The 20,233-nt window shown below is 74.1% G+C and carries 14 protein-coding genes; 6 read left to right on the top strand and 8 right to left on the bottom strand.

Going from position 1 to position 20,233, the window contains the following annotated elements:
• Positions 1-4 precede the first annotated feature (4 nt).
• Positions 5-1,246 (bottom strand): type III sulfide quinone reductase, selenoprotein subtype, encoded by a 1,242-nt coding sequence (sqr, locus tag ACQPXD_RS11575; RefSeq protein WP_432837555.1) that lies wholly within the window; start codon positions 1,244-1,246, stop codon positions 5-7.
• A 257-nt stretch (positions 1,247-1,503) separates the two neighbouring features.
• Positions 1,504-2,376: a sulfite exporter TauE/SafE family protein gene (locus ACQPXD_RS11570; protein WP_432843808.1), complete on the bottom strand. Its 873-nt coding sequence runs from the start codon at positions 2,374-2,376 to the stop codon at positions 1,504-1,506.
• A 174-nt stretch (positions 2,377-2,550) separates the two neighbouring features.
• On the opposite strand from ACQPXD_RS11570, the gene ACQPXD_RS11565 reads away from it, so the two are divergent.
• Complete coding sequence (locus ACQPXD_RS11565; RefSeq protein ID WP_432837553.1) at positions 2,551-3,936, top strand: MBL fold metallo-hydrolase; 1,386 nt, start codon at positions 2,551-2,553, stop codon at positions 3,934-3,936.
• Between the two features lie 15 nt (positions 3,937-3,951).
• Here the strand turns inward: ACQPXD_RS11565 and ACQPXD_RS11560 are convergent, their stop codons facing one another.
• Complete coding sequence (locus tag ACQPXD_RS11560) at positions 3,952-4,221, bottom strand: metal-sensitive transcriptional regulator (protein WP_432837551.1); 270 nt, start codon at positions 4,219-4,221, stop codon at positions 3,952-3,954.
• Between the two features lie 145 nt (positions 4,222-4,366).
• Here ACQPXD_RS11560 and ACQPXD_RS11555 point away from each other — a divergent pair, with 145 nt between their 5' ends.
• From ACQPXD_RS11555 to ACQPXD_RS11540, 4 genes are all read left to right on the top strand, one after another.
• Positions 4,367-4,747, top strand: a complete 381-nt coding sequence (locus ACQPXD_RS11555; protein WP_432837549.1) for an effector-associated constant component EACC1 — start codon at positions 4,367-4,369, stop codon at positions 4,745-4,747.
• Between the two features lie 3 nt (positions 4,748-4,750).
• On the top strand, positions 4,751-9,259 hold the full coding sequence (locus ACQPXD_RS11550; RefSeq protein ID WP_432837548.1) for a caspase, EACC1-associated type: 4,509 nt from the start codon (positions 4,751-4,753) through the stop codon (positions 9,257-9,259).
• A 98-nt stretch (positions 9,260-9,357) separates the two neighbouring features.
• Positions 9,358-10,368 carry a zinc-dependent alcohol dehydrogenase gene (locus tag ACQPXD_RS11545; protein ID WP_432837546.1) on the top strand — a complete coding sequence of 337 codons (1,011 nt, stop codon included), beginning with the start codon at positions 9,358-9,360 and terminating at the stop codon, positions 10,366-10,368.
• A gap of 27 nt (positions 10,369-10,395) precedes the next feature.
• Entirely contained in the window at positions 10,396-10,878 is a 483-nt protein-coding gene (locus ACQPXD_RS11540) for a pyridoxamine 5'-phosphate oxidase family protein (protein WP_432843806.1), read from the top strand.
• Positions 10,879-10,937: 59 nt separating this feature from the next.
• Here the strand turns inward: ACQPXD_RS11540 and ACQPXD_RS11535 are convergent, their stop codons facing one another.
• The 3 genes from ACQPXD_RS11535 to ACQPXD_RS11525 form a co-directional block, all read right to left on the bottom strand.
• A complete protein-coding gene (locus ACQPXD_RS11535; RefSeq protein ID WP_432837544.1) occupies positions 10,938-11,831 on the bottom strand; it encodes an MBL fold metallo-hydrolase in 894 nt (297 codons plus the stop codon).
• Positions 11,832-12,118: 287 nt separating this feature from the next.
• Positions 12,119-12,496, bottom strand: coding sequence for an NUDIX domain-containing protein (locus ACQPXD_RS11530; RefSeq protein WP_432837542.1), 378 nt, complete (start codon positions 12,494-12,496; stop codon positions 12,119-12,121).
• Entirely contained in the window at positions 12,418-13,392 is a 975-nt protein-coding gene (locus ACQPXD_RS11525; RefSeq protein WP_432837540.1) for an anti-sigma factor RsbA family regulatory protein, read from the bottom strand. The genes ACQPXD_RS11530 and ACQPXD_RS11525 overlap by 79 nt, the downstream gene beginning before the upstream one ends.
• A 226-nt stretch (positions 13,393-13,618) precedes the next feature.
• Between ACQPXD_RS11525 and ACQPXD_RS11520 the strand changes: the two genes are divergently transcribed.
• A complete protein-coding gene (locus ACQPXD_RS11520) occupies positions 13,619-16,777 on the top strand; it encodes a TIM-barrel domain-containing protein (RefSeq protein ID WP_432837538.1) in 3,159 nt (1,052 codons plus the stop codon).
• On the opposite strand, the gene ACQPXD_RS11515 is transcribed toward ACQPXD_RS11520, so the two are convergent.
• Together ACQPXD_RS11515 and ACQPXD_RS11510 are read right to left on the bottom strand one after the other, a co-directional pair.
• Entirely contained in the window at positions 16,774-17,988 is a 1,215-nt protein-coding gene (locus ACQPXD_RS11515; RefSeq protein ID WP_432837536.1) for a dihydrolipoamide acetyltransferase family protein, read from the bottom strand. The genes ACQPXD_RS11520 and ACQPXD_RS11515 overlap by 4 nt on opposite strands.
• Positions 17,981-20,167, bottom strand: a complete 2,187-nt coding sequence (locus tag ACQPXD_RS11510; RefSeq protein WP_432837534.1) for an alpha-ketoacid dehydrogenase subunit alpha/beta — start codon at positions 20,165-20,167, stop codon at positions 17,981-17,983. Before ACQPXD_RS11510 ends, ACQPXD_RS11515 begins: the two co-directional genes overlap by 8 nt.
• Positions 20,168-20,233 lie beyond the last annotated feature (66 nt).

Raw genomic sequence — 20,233 nt, 5'->3', positions numbered from 1 at the left:
GTGATCACTCCTTCGAGGGCGGGACGTGCTTGCCGGCCATCGACATGTGCGCCGGCAGCGGGATCGGGCGTCCCGGCAGCAGCACGTTCCAGTACATCCAGCGGAACGCGAGCTTGCCCCAGTGGTTGACCGCGGCCTCCCGCACGAGCCGGAACGGTCCGACGCCCGGCACCGGGTACGTCCCGGGCAGTGGTTCGGTGTCGTAGTTGAAGTCGATGAGGAGGGCCTTGCCGTCGCCGGACTCGACGAAGCAGTTGGCGTGCCCGTCGAACCGGCCGGTCATCGGCCGGCCGGCGGCGTGCTCCAGGAAGTTGTCCGTGAAGACCTCGACGGAGAAGTGCGCCACCGATCCGGCCTTGGAGGTCGGGATGTCGTTGGCGTCGCCCAGCGCGAAGATGTGGTCGTCGGCCTTGGCCAGCAGGGTCTGCTTGTCGACCGGCACCAGGTTGAGCTCGTCGCCCAGCCCGGAGCGGGCCACGTAGTCCGCGCCCATGTTCAGCGGCACGGTCACCAGCAGGTCGAACGGGACCGCTCGCTCGTCGTACGAGATGAGCGACGTGCCGTCGATGCGCTCGACGAGAAAGTCGGACTCGACCAGAATCCCGCGGTCGTCCAGCATCGAGCCCAGCCGGTCGGAGGCGACCGGCTTGGTGAACGCGCCCGGCAGCGGGGTGGCGTAGACCAGTTCGACCCGGTCCCGCAGGCCGCGCCTTCGCAGCCAGGCGTCGGCCAGGAAGGCGAACTCCAGCGGCGCGACCGGGCACTTGATCGGCACGTCGGTGATGTGCACGACCAGCCGGCCGCCGTCGAAGGCCGCCAGGGCCGGGCGGAGCGCGAGCGCGCCGTCGTAGGTGTAGAAGTCGAAGATCCGCCTGCGCCACTGCCCGCCGTCCAGCATGCCCGGCGTCTGGTCCGGGCGCGGCGTCACCCCGGTCGCGATCACCAGGTAGTCGTACGGCACCGACCGGCCGTCGCTCAGCAGCACCCGGTGGTCGTCCGGGACGACCCGGTCCACCTCGCCCCGGACCAACTCGACCCCGTCGGCGAGCAGGGGGCGGACCGGCTTGACGACCTGTTCCGGGGTGTACGCGCCGAACGGCAGGAACAGGTACCCCGGCTGGTAGAAGTGGCGCTCGCCGGCCTCGACCACGGTGATCCGCCACTGCGCGCGGTCCAGCCGGCGGCGCAGCTTGTTGACCACCATCGTGCCCGCGGTCCCGGCGCCGAGGACGAGGAGCCGCCGCATCGCGCCCACCTCCAACCGGTCTCTGATACCCCCCACGGTATTCGCGGCGGCGCCGAGGGCGTAGGGGACGAGGTCCCGGCCGGGACGGGACCTCCGGATCGGTGGACCCGGTGATCGCCACGGCTTCGTCCGGCGGCAATCGCGTCGTAGTGGCCCCGGCCGGACGTCAACGCCGGCGCAGCCACGAGGGCAGGCGCACGGTCTTCGGCTTGGGCGGGCAGGCGCACCGCTGGGACTCGGGCACGCCGGCGAGCACTTCATCGACGTGGTTGCCACATCCGGCGTAGGTGGCCTTGCCGCACGTGCCGCAGGTGACTCGTTGACACATTCGTCGCTCCAAGGTGGTGTTGGTGGATACGGATGGCGGCGATGCCCGCCGCGGCGGCGAACGCCGCGGCCAGGCCGCCCCACAGCAGCGGGCTGGTGCGCAGGTGCGCGGGGAGTTGCTGGCCGAGGACGAACAGGCCCATGGCGACGACGAACCAGCCGAAGGCCTTGCGCAGGGTGTCGGCCGGAATTCGGCCGGCCAGCCTGGCCCCGATGAGGCTGCCGGCGATCGCGGCGATGGTGACGACGACCGCCACGCCCCAGTCGACGCGGACGCTCGACAGGTAGCCGGCGAACCCGGCGAACGACTTCATGGCGATGATGACGAGCGACGTGCCGACCGCGACCGGCATCGGCAGCCCGCCGAGCAACGCGAGGGCTGGCACGACGAGGAATCCGCCGCCCGCGCCGACGAGGCCGGTGACCAGGCCGACCGCGACGCCGTCGGCGACGACCCGCAGGACCGGCAGCTCGTGCGGCGCGGGCCAGCCCGCGGTGGCCCGGCGGCCGCGGATCATCGCTGCCGCGGTGGCGAGCATCATGAGGGCGAAGGCCGTGAGCAGCACGCCCGCCGGGATGTACCCGGCGATACGGCCGCCGGTGTAGGCGCCGGCCATGCCGGCCAGGCCGAAGACGAGGCCGGTGCGCCAGCGGACCCGGCCGGACCGCAGGTGGGGCACGACGGCCACGGCGCTGGTGGCGCCCACGACGAGCAGCGAGGTGGCGATGGCCTCCTTGGTGGGCAGGCCGGTGACGTAGACCAGCAGCGGGACGGCGAGGATCGAGCCGCCGCCGCCGAGCATGCCGAGGCTGACCCCGATCCCGATGGCCAGCACCGCGGTGAGGATCAGGGCGGTGTCGTCAGCGCTCACGGCTCCTCAATCGCTAGGCGGTGGCGTATACCCTGCCGGGTACCCTACCAGTGGATACCCCCAGGGGTATAGTCGAGGTCTCATCGCCGTTTCGAGGAGGCGTCCGTGTTCTTCACGCAGTACTACCTGGAATGCCTGTCCCAGGCGTCGTATCTCATCGCCGACGAGCGCACCGGCCGCGGCGTCGTCGTCGATCCGCGCCGCGATGTTTCGGAATATCTCGCCGACGCCGAAGCCCACGGCGTCACGATCGAGGCCGTGATCAACACGCATTTCCACGCGGACTTCATCGCCGGCCATCTCGAGCTCGCCGCCCGCACCGGCGCCTGGATCGGATACGGGCAGCGCGCCGAGGCCGACTATCCGATCCGCAAGCTCACCGACGGCGAGCGGATCACCCTCGGCGACGTGACCCTGCAGATCATGGAGACGCCGGGTCACACGCCCGAGTCGATCAGCGTGCTGGTCTACGAGCGGGCGGCCGACCCGGTGCCGTATGCGGTGCTGACCGGCGACGCGCTGTTCATCGGCGACGTCGGCCGCCCCGACCTGCTCGCCTCCCTCGGCCACACCGCGGAGCAGCTCGGCGCGATGCTCTACGACACCGTGCGGCACAAGCTCATGACGCTCCCCGACGAGGTGCGGGTCTTCCCCGCGCACGGCGCCGGCTCGGCCTGCGGCAAGAACCTGTCCACCGAGCGGGTCTCGACGATCGGCGAGCAGCGCGCCACCAACTACGCCTGCGCCCCGATGTCGCGGGAGGATTTCCTGGCGCTGGTCACCGCCGGCCAGCCGGCCGCGCCCGCCTACTTCGTGCACGACGCGGTGCTCAACCGCCGCCGCCACGAACTGTTCGACGCCGCCACCGGGCCGGCGCCGCTGACCGGCGAGGAGTTCGCCGCCCGGCGGGCCGAGGGCGCCGTGGTGCTCGACGCACGCGACCCGCGGGAGTTCGCCGCCGGCCACCTGCGCGGTGCGGTGAACGTGCCGGCGGACGGCCGGTTCGCCGAGACGGCCGGCATGGTGGTGCGCCCCGACGACCGGGTGCTGGTGGTCGCGCCGCAGGACCGCGAGGAGGAGATCGTCACCCGCCTGGCCCGCATCGGCCTGGACAACGTCGCGGGCTACCTGCGCGAACCGGAAGGCGCCTTCCTGGCGATGGCCGGCGACATGGACCGGGCCGGCCGGCTCACCGCCGCCGCCCTGCGCACCGCGCTGGCCGCCGACCGGCCGCCGGTGCTGCTGGACGTCCGCAACCCCGGCGAGGTCGAGGCCGGCGCGATCGACGGGTCGCTGCGCATCCCCCTCGCGCAGCTGCCCGGGCGGCTCGCCGAGGTGCCCGCCGACCGCCCGGTGGTCGTGTACTGCGCCGGCGGTTACCGCTCCTCGGTCGCCGCGAGCCTGCTCCGCCGCGCCGGCCGGGCCGACGTCTCCGACCTGCTCGGCGGCTTCAGGGCGTGGCGCATCGCCGACGACCGGGCCGCGGCCTGACCGCCCCGTCCGCCGTCACGCCAGGGAGAGGAAGAGCTTCTCCAGCTGGGCGACGTCGAGCTGCGGCTCCTCGCCGGCCTCCTGCGCGGCGACGCACTGCCGCAGCCCGGTGGCGATGATCTTGAAGCCGGCCCGGTCCAGCGCCCGGGAGACCGCGGCGAGCTGGGTGACGACGTCGGCGCAGTCGCGGCCGCTCTCCAGCATCGCGATCACCCCGCGGATCTGCCCCTCCGCCCGGCGCAGCCGCTTGATCACGTCACCGGCCGCATCGCTGTCGATCTCCACCGCGCGCCTCCTGTCCGCCCGCCTCCGATACCCCCCAGGGTAGCGCGACGGCACCTGGACAGCATGAGCCGGCCGGCGTGATGTCGGACGGCCTGGGTCGTTCAACCGATACTGCCCGGGGTTTCCGGATCGATACGGTGAGCGCGTGGAGATCCGATTGGTCGGCGCGCCCACCGGAGACGACTACCGTTCCCTGCGGGCCGAGCTGCTCGAGCGCGACGTGCCCGGGGTGACGCTCGGGGAACGGGCGCCGGACCCGGGCACGCTCGGCCCGGTCGTCGATGTGCTGCAGGTGGCGCTCGGCTCCGGGGCCGCGGTGTCGAGCGTCGCGGCGGCGGTGATCACGTGGATCCGGCACCGCAGCGCCGACCTCGACGTGACGATGACCGCGTCCGACGGCCGCAACGTGACCGTCTCCGCGAAGCGGGTCCGCGGCCTGCGCGCCGACGAGCTGCTGGGTGAGATCGATCGGATGCGGGCCGACCTCGACGGCGCGGCGCCGCCCGAGCGGCCGGAGCTGGACTGACCCGTGCCGGGCGGACCCCTGCCCAGCCTCGCCTCGCCGGGCTGCCGTGCCGTGATCATCGCGACGGCCAGTCATCCCGGGCATTCGCTGCTGCCGTCGGTACCGTCGGTCGCCACCACCGCCGAACGGCTCGGACGGGTGCTGGTCGAGCGATGCGGGCTCGCGCCGGGCGCCCTGCGCATCGTCCACGACCCGCGCACGCCGCAGGACGCCGCGACGGCGATCATGGAGACGGCCGCCGACGCCGCCGACGTCCTGCTGGTCTACTACATCGGCCACGGCGTGCTGTCCCTCAGCGGCGAGCTCTATCTCGCCGTCCATGACACCGACGCGCTGCGACCCGGCGCCGTGGCGGCGTACGAGGCGCTGCCGTACTCGGCCGTGCGCGACGCCCTGGTCGCGTCCCCGGCCCGTTCGGTGGCGGTGGTGCTCGACTGCTGTTTCTCCGGCCGGGCCGGACCACCACGGCGGCGCGAATGCGTGGTGCTGGCCTCCGCGGGCGGCGAGGAGGTCGCGCTCGCGCCGCCGGACGCCGAGCTGACGACGTTCACCGGTGGCCTCGTCGAGCTGCTGGAGCGAGGCGACCCGGCGGGGCCGCGGTGGCTGACGGTCGGCCACGCCGTGCGCTGGCTACGGCGCCGCCACGAGGCGTCCGGAGCGCCGCTGCCGTACATCACCAGTGTCGGCTCGGCCGCCGACCTGGTGCTCGCCGGTAACGCCGGGTATGCGGCCGATGCCGGCGACACCGGCGGGGAACCACCGGCGCCGGCGAACGACGCCGAGTCGCCGTACCGGGGCCTCGCCGGATACGGCGTCGACGACGCGGCGGTGTTCTTCGGCCGGACGGAGCAGACGCGGTCGCTGCTGGAGCTGACGGCCGCCCGGGTCTACCGGCCCCGGCCGCTGGTGCTGGTCGGCGGCTCCGGCTCGGGCAAGTCGTCGCTGCTGCGGGCCGGCCTGCTCAGCGCGGTCCGGCGCGGTGAGCTCGGCGTGCCCGGATCGGTGGCGTGGCCGACCGCGCTGATGACACCGGGCAGCGATCCGGTGGCGGCCCTCGCGCGGCGGCTCGCCCCGATCCTGGCGCGCCCGGCCGCGACGGTCGCGGAGGAGTTGCGCACCGCGCCCGCGCGGACGGCCCGCCGGCTGTCCAGCCGGCGGCCGGGGACCGCCGGGTCCGCACCGTGGCGCCTGATGCTCGTGGTCGACCAGCTGGAGGAGATGTTCTCGCTGTGCCGGTCGACCACCCGCCGGCGGCGGTTCGTCGCCGCGCTGCGTGCCCTCGCCGAGCCGGCGCCCGACGGTGCCGAGCCGCCGGTGCTGGTGGTCCTCGGCGTGCGTGCGGACTTCTACGCCCGGTGCGCCGGCTACGCCTGGCTGGCCGGGGCTCTGCGCGACTCGCAGGTGCTGATGGCGCCGATGACCCGCGCGCAGCTCCACGACGTCGTCACCGGGCCGGCCGGCGTCGCCGGGCTGCGCGTCGAGGCCGGGCTCACCGAGGTCGTCCTGCGCGACGCGGGCGCCGCCGCGGGCGCCAGCCGGGAGGCCGGCGTCCTGCCACTGCTGTCGCACGCGCTGCTCGCCACGTGGCAGGGCCGGCGGGGCGACCTGCTGACCGTCGAGGCGTACCAGGCGAGCGGCGGCATCGCCGGCGCGATCGCGCAGACGGCCGAGACGCTGTACCACGATCTGGATGCCGAGGGCCGGGCCGCCCTGCAACGGCTGCTGCTGCGCCTGGTGGCCGTCACGGACGACGCTCCGCCGACCCGCAACCGGGTCCGGCGCGCCGACCTGGCCCGCGGCGGGGTGCTCGACCGGCTGATCAAGCTCCGGCTGGTCACGGTCGACGACACGTATGTGGAGATCGCCCACGAGGCGCTGATCCGGGAGTGGGCCCGGCTGGACGCCTGGATCCGCGAGAACGCCGCCGACCTGGCGCTGCGCCGGCAGGTGGGCGCCGCGGCGCAGGCCTGGGACGGCGAGGGACGCCACGACGCCGGGCTCTACGCCGGGCCGCGCCTCGCCGCCGTCCGGCCCTGGCTGGACCGGCCCGGGCTGAGCACCCTGGAACGGGAGTTCCTGACCGCGAGCGTCCGGGCCGCCCGCCGGCGCGTCGCGCGTCGCTACGCGGTCGCCGGCGCGCTCACCGTCGCCGTCGCGCTGGTGGCCGGCGTGGCCGTGTACGCGCTGCAACAACGGCACTCCCTGGCCGACCAGCGGGCCGACGCGACGGTGCGAAACCTGCTGTCGGCCGAGGCGCGGCTGCGCACCACCGACTCGCTCGCCGCGCAGCAGGCCGGTCTCGCGGCGGTACGGCTGGGCGGTGGCCGGGCCGCGACGGACGCGCTGCGCACCACCCTCACCGGCCCGCACTACGTGGCCGGCTTCGACGGAGCGGTCGAGGCGTACGACCCGGTCAGCGCGACCGCACTGGTGTCCTCCGGCCCGGCGGGGGACGGCGCCGTGTGGGACCTGACCGATCCCCGCCGTCCGCAGGCGAAGTCGACGCCGGCGTGCGACCGGCTCCCCGGCGGCGAGACGGCGACGCCCGCGGCGATCAGCCCCGGCGGCCACCTCGCCGGCTACCTGCACGGCATCGACTACGACGGCACCGTGCCGGCCGGGACGACGCAGTACGCCGGCACCGATCTGGTCCTGTGCGACCTCGACCGGCCGGACGCGAAACCGGTGAGCGTCACCAGGGTCGTCGGCACCGCGGACGTGGGCCACCCGTACCAACTGGTCGGTGACACCACGGTCTTCAGCCCGGACGGCCACCGCGTCGCCGTCGCGGGCGGCTTCGGCGGGCCGCTCACGCTGGTCGACACGGCCACCGGCGGGACGGTCGCGCTGCCGCGGCCGCCGCCGGAAGCGCCGGACGAGAGCGCCGACGGTGCCTTCGCGGCGGCCGCGTTCAGCGCCGACGGGCAGGTGCTCGCCGCCGTCTTCGACCGCTCGCCGGGGCGGGACATCAAGTACGGCGCGGTGCTCGTGGTCTACGACCTGGCCGGTCCCGGGTCGCCGAGACGCGCGGCGGCCGTCGACATCTCCACCGGTGGCCGGCCGGGCGCGGCCTACGCGATCGCCTTCCGGTCGTCCGGCCGGGTGGTCGCGGTCGGCGCCGACCACGCCGTGCAGCTGTGGAACCTCGACCAGCTCGACCGCCCGGTGCGGCTCACGGATCTCGGCGCCGGGGCGGACAGCTACTGGTCGGTGGCGTTCAACTCCACCGGCACGATCCTCGCCGCGCAGACCGCCCAGGGCGTCGTCGGCCTGTGGTCCGTCGACCGGCCCGAGTCGGCCGCGCCGCTCGGCACCGTCGGCGTGCCGGACTACGGCCGGCTGGTGGGGTTCGCCGCCGACGGGCGCACGGTGATCGCCCGCGGCTCCGGCAAGACCGTGCTGCTCGACGTGGGAGCTCCCAACCTGGTCGCCCGGCTGGACCGGATCGGCGATCCCGCGATCAGTCCGGACGGCGACCTGCTGGCCGGCCTCGCCGAGACCGGCGACGACGAGACCGGCGACGACCCGCCGCGACCCGCCGCGGTCGCCGTATGGCAAATCTCGGATCCGGCCCACCCGCGGCTGGTGACGACGCTCGACACCGGGGTGCCCGGCGCGCGGTGGGTCGGGTTCGCGCCCACCGGCCGCCGGCTCCTGGTCATCGGCGCCTCGGCCGCCGTGCTGGACCTCACCGACCCGAGTCACCCCACCCGCGTCGCGGCCTGGTCGCCGTGGTCGGGCCCGGACCCGCAGCCGCTGATCGACGGCGTCGCCGTCAATCCCGCCGGTGACCTCCTCGCGCTGGGGACGACCGACGGCCTCACCCTGTGGTCGATGCCGGCCGGCGCCACACCGGCCAAGGTGGCCTCGCTGCCGTACCCCCAAAAGGTCGGCCTTGTCGACATGCTCGCGTTTCGCGACGGTGGGCGAATCCTGCTCGTGCTGAGCGAGGGCGGCATCACGAGCTGGGACGTGTCCGATCCGGCCGGCCCGCGCGAGCTGGGCACCATCGAGACCAGCACCGAGAACGCCGCGATGGACCCGGCCGGGCCCGGCATCGGCAAGGCCGTCTCCGCCGACGGCACGGTGATGGCCACCTCGTACGCCAACGGCATCACCGACCTGTGGCGGCTCGACCGCGGCCGCCCCAGCGAGCCGTTCGCGTCGATGGACCACGGCTCCGCGGCCGACACGACGCTGCTGAGCGGCGGCGGGGTCTTTGTCGAAGCCGGCGAGGACGACACCCTTTCGTTCTGGGACACGCGCGCGTCCACGCCGCCGGAGGTGCTCAGCGTCGGCACACCGGGCGGCATCGACGCCATGGCGCTGACCGCGGATCAGCGCACCCTGGCCACCGCCGACGGCACCGGCGTGTGGCTGTGGAACGTCGCGGGCGTCCTCGCCGCCGTCACCGACCCGGTCGCCGTGGCGTGCGCGCAGGCCGGACCGGCCATGCCCGCCTCGCTGTGGAGCACCTACGCACCGGGCGTCCGGCCGCGGCCGCTCTGCTGAGCGGGACGTTGGGCGCACCGCGGCGGGACCTTCGGCCCGGCCGGCGGCCGGGTCGGCGCCGGACGATGGGCGCGACACGAACGAGAAGGGAGAGGACCATGAAAGCCGCCGTCGTCACCGCATTCGACAAGCCGCTGGAGCTGCAGGAGGTGCCGGTCCCGACCCCCGGGCCGGACCAGTTGCTGGTCCGGATCGAGGCCTCCGGGCTGTGTCACACCGACATCCACGCGGCCCGGGGTGACTGGCCGGTCAAGCCGACGCCGCCGTTCATTCCCGGCCACGAGGGCATCGGCATCGTCGAGCGGGTCGGTGCGGGCGTCGAGCCGGACTGGCTCGGCAAGCGGGTCGCCATCCCGTGGCTGGCCGTGGCGTGCGGGCGGTGCCGCTACTGCCTGACCGGCTGGGAGACGCTGTGCGAGCACCAGCTCAACAGCGGCTACTCGGTCAACGGCTCGTACGCGCAGTACGCGGCCGCCTTCGCCCGCGGCGTGGTCGAGGTGCCCGACGCCGTGCCGACGCTGGACGCGGCGCCGCTGACCTGCGCCGGGGTGACCACGTACAAGGCGGTCAAGGTGGCGCGGGTGACGCCGGCGGAGCGGGTCGCGGTGTTCGGCGTCGGCGGCCTGGGGCACCTGGCGGTGCAGTACGCCCGGATCGTCGGCGGGCTGGTCACCGCGGTCGACGTGGAGCCCGCGAAGCTGGAGCTGGCCGGGCGGCTCGGCGCCGATCAGCTGGTGAACGCGGCCACCACCGACCCGGTCGCGGCCATCCGCGAGGCCGGCGGCGCCGACGTCGCGATCGTGCTGACCGCCGCCGCGAAGCCGTTCGAGCAGGCGCTGCAATCGCTGGCCCGGGGCGGCCGGCTGGTCTGCGTCGGGCTGCCCGCGAGCGGCAGCGTGTCGCTGCCGATCTTCGACACGGTACTGGGCGGCAAGTCGGTCATCGGCTCCATCGTCGGCACCCGCCAGGACCTGGTGGAGGTGTTCGCGCTGCACGCGGCCGGGCGTACCCGGGTCATCGCCGAGACCCGCAAGCTCGACGACGTCAACGCCTGCTTCGAGGACGTGCTGGCCGGCCGCGTGCCTGCCCGGCTCGTGTTCGAGCTCTGAGCGACCGAAGGAGCGGCAGTGTCCACGATGACGGTCCTGGGGCCGAGCACCGCAGAGGTCTGGCGGGCCCTGGAGAAGGCGTCGTTCGCCGTGATCGGCTACGTCACGCCCGACGGCCAGCCGCGCTCGAGCGGCGTGGTGTACGCCGTCGCCGGGCGGCGGCTCTACGTGGCGGTCGCGGAGAACAGCTGGAAGGCGCGGCACATCGAACTGGCCGGGCGGGTCTCGGTCACCGTGCCGGTCACCCGCGGCGGCCCGCTGTCGCTGCTGTTCCCGATCCCGCCCGCGACGGTCAGCTTCCACGGCCCGGCGACGGTGTCCCGGCCCGGTGCGCTGGCCGGCAGCCCGGCGGCGGAGGCGCTGGGGCGCCTGCTGCCGCCGGAGCGCCGCGCCGACGGCCGGATCGTCGAGATCAGCCCGGAGGGGTGGTTCGTGACGTACGGCATCGGCGTCCCCCTGCAGCGCATGCGGGTCCCGGCCCTGGCCCGCGGCCGGGTGCCGGTGGGCTGATTCGCCGATCGCGCAGCGCCGGGCGAGACTCGCCCGGCGCTGCCGCGGCACCCCGGCCGCTAGTGGGCGTGCTCCTGGCACAGGCAGGCGACGGCGGGGGCGATCCACTCCCGGCCCTCCCACTGCGGGTGCCGGGCGATGGCCTCGGCAATGATCTCCTCGGTCAGGGTCTCCTGGCGCAGCCCCGAGTCGCGGCGGCGCCAGGTCGCGTCGCGCAGCCATTCGAGGTACGTCCGGACCTCGTCCAGGATGGCGGCGTCGCCGATGGCGTTGTGTCCCGGGACGACGACGGACGGGTCGCCGGCGCGCAGCGACCGCATCACCTCGATCCAGCCGAGGCCGGAGACGTCCACGTCGTACGGCGGAAACCACGGGAAGATCGCGAACTGGCCGGGCTCGGCGAGGTCTCCGGTGAAGAGCACCCCGCTGTCCGGCACGGTGACCACCTGGTCGCTGCGGGTGTGGGCGCGACCGGTGGGCCGCAGCGACACCACGCGCCCGCCGAGGTCGAGGTCGTAATCCCCGTCGTACACGACGTCCGGTGTCGCGAGCGCGGCCCCGTCGAGGGCCTTGGCGACCGGCTCGCCGAGCGTCCGGAACTGCCGCAGGTAGCCGGGGCCCTTCATCGCCAGGTCCCGCGCCTGGCCGGCGTTGACGATCCAGGTCGCCTGGCCCGCGAACGAGCTCGCGCCGAACGCGTGCTCGGGATGGAAATGGGTGGTGGTGAGGTACAGCTTCCGGCCGCGTGCGTGGTCGAGGGCGAACTTCAGCACCTTGTCGGCGTTGCCGGGGCCCAGGCCGGTGTCGACGACGAGGACCGCTTCGGTACCCCCGACGATGCCCACGTTGGGCACCAGGGGGACGTTGCGGTTCGAGATCACGACGACGTCGCTGGCGACGTCGATCGCCGCCGCCGGGTCGATGTCGGGATCGGGGTATGGGTAGTCGGTCACGGCTCTCCTCCGCGGGGAAGTCACAGTTCCCCCTGAGCCAACCGCGGTCCGGCGGCGGACGTCCAAGTCCGATCCCGTTCGGGCAATACCGTCCCGGTATCGTCAGCCGCGATCGAAGCGCCGGGCGCTGCACACCGCGGCGCAGCGACCGGAAGTCTCCGCGATCATGCGCAACCGGCATCGACACCACCGGTTTTTCATGATCACGGAGCGCTGATGTACCCCCGTGTACCACAACTCTCCGGGATCATGGCAAACCCGGTGTGCGGTCACCGCAGGCATCATGATCACGGAGACATACGTCGTGTTCGGCCGCGCGGATCGGATGGCGCGCGCCCGACGGGTGCGACATCCGCACCGTCGCGCCGCCCCGGGTCGGCGCCGATGACCGCTCGTGCCCACCGGCGGCCCGTGACCTCGGCGAGGATGCCGGTCTCGTCGTGTGCCGCGCGCTGAGCGGCGCTTTCGCCGATGTCCGGGGCGCCGCCGGGCAATGTCCATTGGCCGGTGTCGCGGCGACGCTGCAACAGGATGGCCGCGGCCGCCTCCTCCGGCGAAGGTGCCTGTGGCCGCTGAAATGCGCTGGTCAGCCGGTGTGGGGCGGGCCGGCGGTCAGGCGGATGGTGAAGCCGTCCGGGTCGCGGTGCAGGCTCACGTGGCTGCACACCTGGTGCGCGATCCACAGGCCCAGGCCGGCGGAAGTGCCGCCGGTGGCGCCGCCGCCCGCGACCGGGAGCAGGCCGGCGTAGGGATGCCTCGGGCCGGGGCCGCGGTCGGCCACGGTGACGACCATGCGGCCCGCGCCGCGCCACACCCGCATGCGCAGCGGGGGGTGGCCGTGGACCTGGGCGTTGGTGACGGCCTCGCTCACCGCCAGCACGAGGTGCTCGACCTCGGCGGCGGGCAGGCTGCCGTCGTCGGCGGCGCGGACCGCCGCGCGAGCCTCGGCGGGAGACGCGTCTCGCAGGTCGGCGACCGGCGGGGCCTGCTGGATCGGGTCGGCCGGGGCCGGGCGGTTCTCCAGCAGGAACTGTTCGGGGTCGGTGTACTGCGGATTCGCTTCGTGCCGGCCGTGCGGGCCCGCGGTGCGCGGGTGGGTGCGGGCCACGTCGGCGAGGACCGCCGGTGGGGTGGTGCGCGTGTCGTAGGCGCACATGCTCCACAGCGGGAACTCGTCGTAAGCATGGTTGATGGCCGACTCGTAGCGGGCCCACCAGTCCCAGGTCGCGCCGAGCGACTCGCGGGACAGCTCGCCCACGATACGGATCTGCCCGGCGCCGGCGGCGACGTGGTCGGTCAGGAGGCGGCGGTACGAGCGGATCGCGCCGGCCGGGCGGGCGTAGACGTCGCCGCCGGTGAGGAACGTGACCGGGCAGCCGGTGGGCAGGGCGGCGCGGACCAGGGCGGCGTTGCGCTCGCCGAAGGCGACCATGGTGGGCTCGCCGGCGGCGACCCCGCCGAGCAGGAACGGCACCACGACCGCGAGCAGGTGCTCGTCGGAGTCGTAGCGGATCGCCTCGTGGAAGTATCCGGTGTGGTCGGCCGCGGCGCCCGTCCTCATCGGGGCTCCGTCCTCATGATTCGAGGGTAGCCCTTCGCGGCCTGATCGGCCGGTTCGGCGGCACGGCGTGGTCCCCCGGCGGTAAAGCCCTCTTTACAACGTTGTTCCGGCAATGTGAAAATTTCGGACGTCCGCGTCCAGCGATGCGGATGGATCTGCCCGATACTTCTCGGTCGATGGCCACAGCCATCCCACTCGGGCCCTCGGCCGAGCCGAGGAGCCGTCCATGGTTCTGCGCCCGCCGACGTCGCCACGCTTCCTCACCGTCGCCGCCGTCCTCGCCGTCATCGCCGGGCTGCTGCCGGCCCCGCCCGCGCTCGCCGCGCCGCCGCCCCGGCCGGCGAGTGACTCGGCCGTCGTGTCGGGTAAGGCCCGCTTCGAGGTGCTCTCCCCCACGCTGATCCGCACCGAGTACGCCGGCGACAGCCGGTTCGTCGACGCGGCGACGTTCAACGCGGTCGGCCGCGACGACTTCCGCCGGACGCCGTTCACGGCGAAGACGATCAACGGCTGGCTGACCATCGACACCGGCGCGGTGACGCTGCGCTACCAGGCCGGCTCAGGGCCGTTCACCGACGAGAACCTGCAGCTCAGCCTGCGGGTGGCCGGGCAGAGCGTCGCCGCCCGGCCGTGGGCGGCCCAGGCCGGCCCGCGCTGCCCGGCCGGGCGGCTGTGCGAGGCCGAGGACCTGAAGCTGGACGGCCCGGCGGTCGCCACGGACCACGCCGGGTACACCGGCCGCGGCTTCGCCGCCGGGTTCGTCGCCACCGGCCACGCGATCGGCTTCGACGTGGACGCCGCCGGGGAGCACCAGCTCGCGGTCCGTTACGCCAACAGCCAGGGCGGCGACGGGCAGAACACCACGCGTACCCTCACCGTGACCATCGACGGCGGGTCGGCCCAAACGCTGACGCTGCCGGTCACCGGGAGCTGGGACACCTGGGCCGTCGCGGCCGTGCCGCTCACCCTGCCGGCCGGCCGGCACACGGTGACGATCGTGCGGTCCGCGAGCGACTCCGGCAATGTCAACGTCGACAGCCTGGCCGTGCTCGCGCCCGGGGCCGGCTACCCCGCCCCGACGCCGCCCGAGCCGGCGGCGTGCCGGTTCGGCGCGATCTGCGAGGCCGACACCGGCGCGCTCACCGGCGGCGCCAAGCTCGCGAACGACCACGACGGCTACTCCGGGCTGGGCTTCCTGGCCGGGCTCGAGCGGGCCGGCGCGGGCACCGCCATTCACATCACGGGGGTACCGGCGGCCGGCTCGTACACGCTGCAGCTGCGCTACGCCAACGCCGAGGCCACGCCCGACCCGATCCAGCCGCGGCGGATCTCGGTGCAGGCCGGCTCCGCCGCCCCGGCGACGGTCACGCTCGCCCCGACGAGCGGCTGGGACGCCTGGCGCACGATCGCCGTCCCGGTCGACCTGGCCGCCGGTGACAACACGGTGACGCTGGGCTGCCCGGACGCGACCAGCTGCCACGTCAACTTCGACACGGTCGCCGTCGTGGGCCGGGGCAGCCCGCTGCTGGCCCCGCACGCCCCGCTCGGCGGCTACCGGCGCGGCCTCGACGGCGTCGACGGCACCGCGGTCACCACGCCCGGCCTGCTGTACCAGGACGGCTGGACGCTCATCGACGACACCCCCTCGGCGCTCTACGACCCGGCGACCCGCGCGGTGACCCCGCGGCCGGCCCACGGCGGTCTGCCGTACCTGGACGGCTACGTCTTCGGCTACGGCCACGACTACCAGCGGGGCCTGGCCGATCTGGCCACCCTCACCGGCCCGGCCAAGCTCCTGCCTCGCTGGGCCTACGGCGTGTGGTACTCCGAGTACTACGACCGCACCGCCGCCGACTTCCAGCAGACGATCGTGCCCCGGTTCCGCGCCGAGCGGGTCCCGCTGGACGTGCTCGTGGTCGACACCGACTTCAAGGCGCCCAACCGGTGGAACAGCTGGGCGATCGACCCGCAGAAGTTCCCCGACCCGGCGGCGTTCTTCGCCTGGGCGCACGCGCAGGGCCTGCACACGACCCTCAACGTGCACCCGAGCATCCTGGCCGCCGACCCGCTGTTCCCGCAGGCGCAGGCGACGGCGAAGGGCAAGCTGGCCCGCGGCGGCTGCGGCGGCGGGGGCGGCGACTGCTACGTGTTCGACTTCGGCGACCCGGACCAGCTCGCCGCGTACCTCGGGCTGCACCGCACGATGGAGCAGTACGGCGTCGACTTCTGGTGGCTGGACTGGTGCTGCGACGGGTCGTACTCCGGCCTCGCCGGGGTCACCCCGGACAGCTGGATCAACCTGGCGTATGCCGGCGACGACAGCTTCGCGTTCTCCCGCGGATATGGGTCGCTGCAGGCCGGCGGCTACGGCGGCCAGGTCGGCGTGCCGACCGGGCCGTGGGCCGAGAAGCGCACCACGCTGCACTTCACCGGCGACACCATCTCCGACTGGAAGACGCTCAAGTACGAGGTCGGGTACACCCCGGGCGAGTCGGTCGCGACCGGGCTGCCCTCGGTCAGCCACGACATCGGCGGCCACACCATGGGCCTGCAGGAGCCGGGCAGCGAGCCCGGCAGCACCAAGCTGCCCGACGACCTCTACGCGCGCTGGGTGCAGTTCGGCACCTTCCAGCCGATCGACCGGCTGCACTCCAACCACAGCGACCGGCTGCCCTGGCAGTACGGCCCGGACGCGCGGCGGTCGGCGACGGCGTTCCTGAACCTGCGGGAGCGGCTCGTGCCCTACACCTACACGCTCGCCCGGCAGGCCAGCGCCGCGGGGCTACCGATCGCCCGGCCGCTCTACCTGCAGTACCCGGACGATCAGGAGGCCTACGCCAACGCGTCGAGCGAGTACCTCTACGGCCCGGACGTGCTCGTGGCCCCGGCGACCGATCCGGGCCCGAGCGCCACGACGAAGGTCTGGTTCCCGGCCGGCAGCACGTGGACCGACTATTTCACCGGCCGCACCTACCAGGGCGGCACGACCGCGGAGGTCACCACCACGCTGGACACCATGCCGGTGTTCATCCGCTCGGGCGGGATGCTCGTCACCCGCAGCGCCGACGTGGCGGGCGACGCGCAGCCGGTCGGCGACCTGACGGTCACCGTCGCCGAGGGCCGGCCCGGCCGGTTCACGCTGTCCGAGGACGGCGGCGCCACCGGCATCACCTACGACCGGCACACGGTGACGATCGCGCCGGCCCGGTCCGCGGCGCACCGGGCCTGGACGGTCACGTTCGCCAACGCCACGCCCCCGAAGGCCGTCCGGGTCAACGGCCGCAAGCTGAGCCCGGACGCCTGGACGTGGAACGGCACCACCCGCACGCTCACCGTGCACGCCCCCGCCCAGCGAGACGGGAGGCTCACCGTCGCCTACAGCTAACAGACGATCCGCAGCGGCCGCTCCAGGATCGCGACGAAGGCGCGCATCCACTGCGCGGCCAGGGCGCCGTCGATGGCGCGGTGGTCGACCGACAGGGTCACCCGCAGGACCGTGGCGGCGGCGAGCTCGCCGGAGTCGGTGACGACCGGCTCCCGGCGGGCCGCGCCGACGGCGAGGATCGTCGACTGTGGAGGGTTGATGATCGCGGCGAACTCCTCGGTGCCGTACATGCCGAGGTTGGTCACGGTGGTGCTGCCGCCCTCCAGCTCGTCCGGCCTGAGCCCGCCGCGCCGGGCGCGCTCGGCGAAGTCCCGGGTGGCCGCGGCGACCTGGCTCACGCTCATCCGGTCGGCTTCCCGCAGCACCGGGGTCACCAGGCCGCCGTCGGTGGCCACGGCGATGCCGACGTCGACGGCCGGGAACGGCCGCATGCCGTCGTCGGTCCACAGCACGTTGACGTCCGGGACCGCGGTGTGCGCCTGGGCGACCGCCTTGACGATCAGGTCGTTGACCGAGATCTTCACCGCGGCGGCGGCGTTGAGCTCCGCCCGCAGCGCCAGCAGGGCATCGACCCGGGCGCTGCCGCGCAGGTAGAAGTGCGGGACGGTGGACTTGCTCTCGGTGAGCCGGCGCGCGATGGCCCGCCTCACCCGCGAGTGCGGCACCAATGTGGAATCCACCGCCGCCGGGGCAACGACCGGGCCGGGCAAAGGGGCCGGAGCAGGCAAAGGGGCCGGGGCCGGGCCGGGCAAAGGGGCCGGAGCGGGCAAAGGGGCCGGGGCGCGCTCGGCCAGGGCCCGCTCGACGTCGGCTCGCACCACCCGGCCCTGCGGACCCGTACCCTCAAGGGTCTCGAAGGCGATGCCGGCCTCGCGGGCCATCTTGCGTGCCAAGGGACTGGCGAAGACCCGGGCCGGCGGGGCGGCGAGCCCCAGGCCCGCAAGGGCCGCGTCGATGTCGTCCACCGTCTCGCCCGGGGAGCCGAGCAGCGCGATCGGGTCGCCCACGGACACGTTGGCGCCCTCGGCGACCAAGGCGCGCAGGAGCACGCCGGGCGCGGGGGCCTCGACGTCGACGGCGGCCTTGGCGGTCTCGATGGTCGCGATGACGGCGCCGGCCGCGAACGGCTCGCCCACCGCGACCGGCCAGCCGGCCAGGATCGCCTCCTCGGTGTTGGCCGCGATCTCCGGCATGCGCAGCAGCTCAGGCATTGCGGCCCCCGGCGGTCAGCTCGGCGAGGCGGCGGGCGACGTCGTCGGGGCCGGCGATGGCGGCGCGCTCCAGCACCTTGCTGATGCTGGGTGAGGCGACGCCGCCGGTGACCCGCTCGACGGGCGCGTCGAGCCAGTCGAACCAGCGGCGTTGTATCTCGTCGGCCAGCCAGCCGCCGTAGGAGGTGCCGAGCGCACCCTGCTCGGCGATCAGCACCCGGTTGGTCTTGCGCACGCTCGCCCCGATGGTGTCCCAGTCGATGCTGGCCCGGTCGAGCCAGCGCAGGTCGATCACCTCCGCGTCGACCCCGGTCCGCTCGACGGTGTCGAGCACCGTGCCGGTCATCGCAAGGTACGTGAGCACGGTGACGGCGGAGCCGGTCCGGCGCACCGCGGCGCGCCCGACCGGCAGGCAGTAGTCCCAGTCGTCGGCCGGGCCGTCGCCGGTGGCGGCGTAGAGGTCGACGTGTTCGAGCACGAGCACCGGGTCCTGGCAGCGCAGCGCGCTGTTCATCAGGCCGACGTAGTCGAACGGCGTGGACGGCGCGACGATCCGCCAGCCGGCCGCGGTGGCGAACACGCCGGCCGGGTCCATCGAGTGCTGGGAGCCGTAACCGGTGCCCATGGCCACCTTGGCGCGCAGCACCAGCGGCACCGGGTCGTCACCGCCGAACATGTGCCGGGCCTTGCCGATCTGGTTGAACAGCTGGTCGGCGGCGACCCACATGAAGTCGGCGTACATGAACTCCACGACCGGGCGGTAGCGGCCGTCCAGGGCCAGCCCGCCGCCCAGGCCGGCGAACGCGTTCTCGCTGATCGGCGTGCCGAGCACCCGGCCGGGGTAGGTGTCGGTGAGGCCGCGGGTGGCGCCGTTGGTGCCGCCGCTGAGGCGGTGCACGTCCTCCCCCATCACCACGATCCGCTCGTCGGTGGCCATCCGCCGCTCCATCACCTTCGCGACGGCGTCGACGAACTTCACCGGGACGGTCGGGCCGTAGTCGGCGCGGTCGGCGGTGCGCGCGCCGGCGAACTCCGACAGGTCGCCGCGGACGCCGACGTCGACGAAGGCGGGATCGGGCCACTCGCCCGGCCGGATGCGCCGCTCCCGCGGTTTGCCGCCCGGCGCCGGCTCGAGCAGCACGGCGCCGGCCTCGGCGAGCAACTCCTTCGCCCGCGCGACGGCGGCCTGCTGCTGCTCCGGCGCCAGGATGCCGCGCCGGGCCAGGTGCGCCTCCAGCTGGGTGATCGGGTCGCGGGCCCGCCAGGTGTCCTCCTCGGCCCGGGTGCGGTAGCGAAAGGCGCTGCCCGGGAAGGGGCCGTTCTGGTGGTAGTACCGATACACGTCGGCCTCCACCAAGGTCGGACCCTCACCGGCGCGCATCGCCGACACGGCCTCCCGCATCGCGAGGTGCACGGCGAGCACGTTCATGCCGTCCACCCGCCAGCTGCGGATGCCGAAGCCGGGACCGCGGGCCGACAGCCGCGGCTCGGCGGTCGACTCCTCGACGGTCGTGGACACCGCGTAGTGGTTGTTCTCCACGAAGAAGCACAGCGGCAGGCGCCAGGCGGCGGCCAGGTTGAACGTCTCCAGGGTGGAGCCGATGTTGATGGCGCCGTCGCCGAAGTAGGTCACCGCGACGGCGTCGGTGCCGGAGTGCCGGTGCGCCCAGGCGGAGCCGGCCGCGAGCGGGACGCCGCCGCCGACGATAGCGTTGGTGCCGATCGCGCCGGCCGGCTTCCACTGCAGGTGCATCGAGCCGCCGCGGCCGTGGCTCCAGCCGCGGTCCAGGCCGCAGATCTCGGCCAGGGTGCGCAGGACCACGTCGCGCACCTCCGGCGAGTAGTCGGCGGCCGGGTCGATGCCCTTCGGCTCGACGTGGGCGAGCGCCTTGGCCAGGAACTGGTGGTGGCCGCGGTGCGAGCCGTTGACGGTGTCCCCGGCCCGCAGGGCGAGAACCGAGCCGACCGCGCCGCCCTCCTGCCCGATGGAGGAGTGGGCGGGGCCGTGGACCAGCCCCTCGGCGGCCAGTTCGAGCACAGACTGCTCGAAGGTCCGGATCAGGATCAGCTGGCTGTACATCGAGGTCAGCAGTTCCGGCGCGGCGGCGTCCCAGTCGGCGTCGGTGACGGTGAACTCGACCCACGGCTGGTCCGGTGTGAGCGGGCGGCGCTCAGGCATATGACTGCACCCCTTCGGGCTAGCGGGACTCGCCTCAGTAAAATGGATCCAATATGGCCGGTCAAG

Origin of the sequence: Dactylosporangium sp. CA-092794 (assembly GCF_050948465.1) — a bacterium.
Taxonomy (GTDB): Bacteria; Actinomycetota; Actinomycetes; order Mycobacteriales; family Micromonosporaceae; genus Dactylosporangium.
The sequence above is the reverse complement of the archived record's forward strand: the minus strand, read 5'-3'. Positions and strand labels throughout refer to the sequence as shown.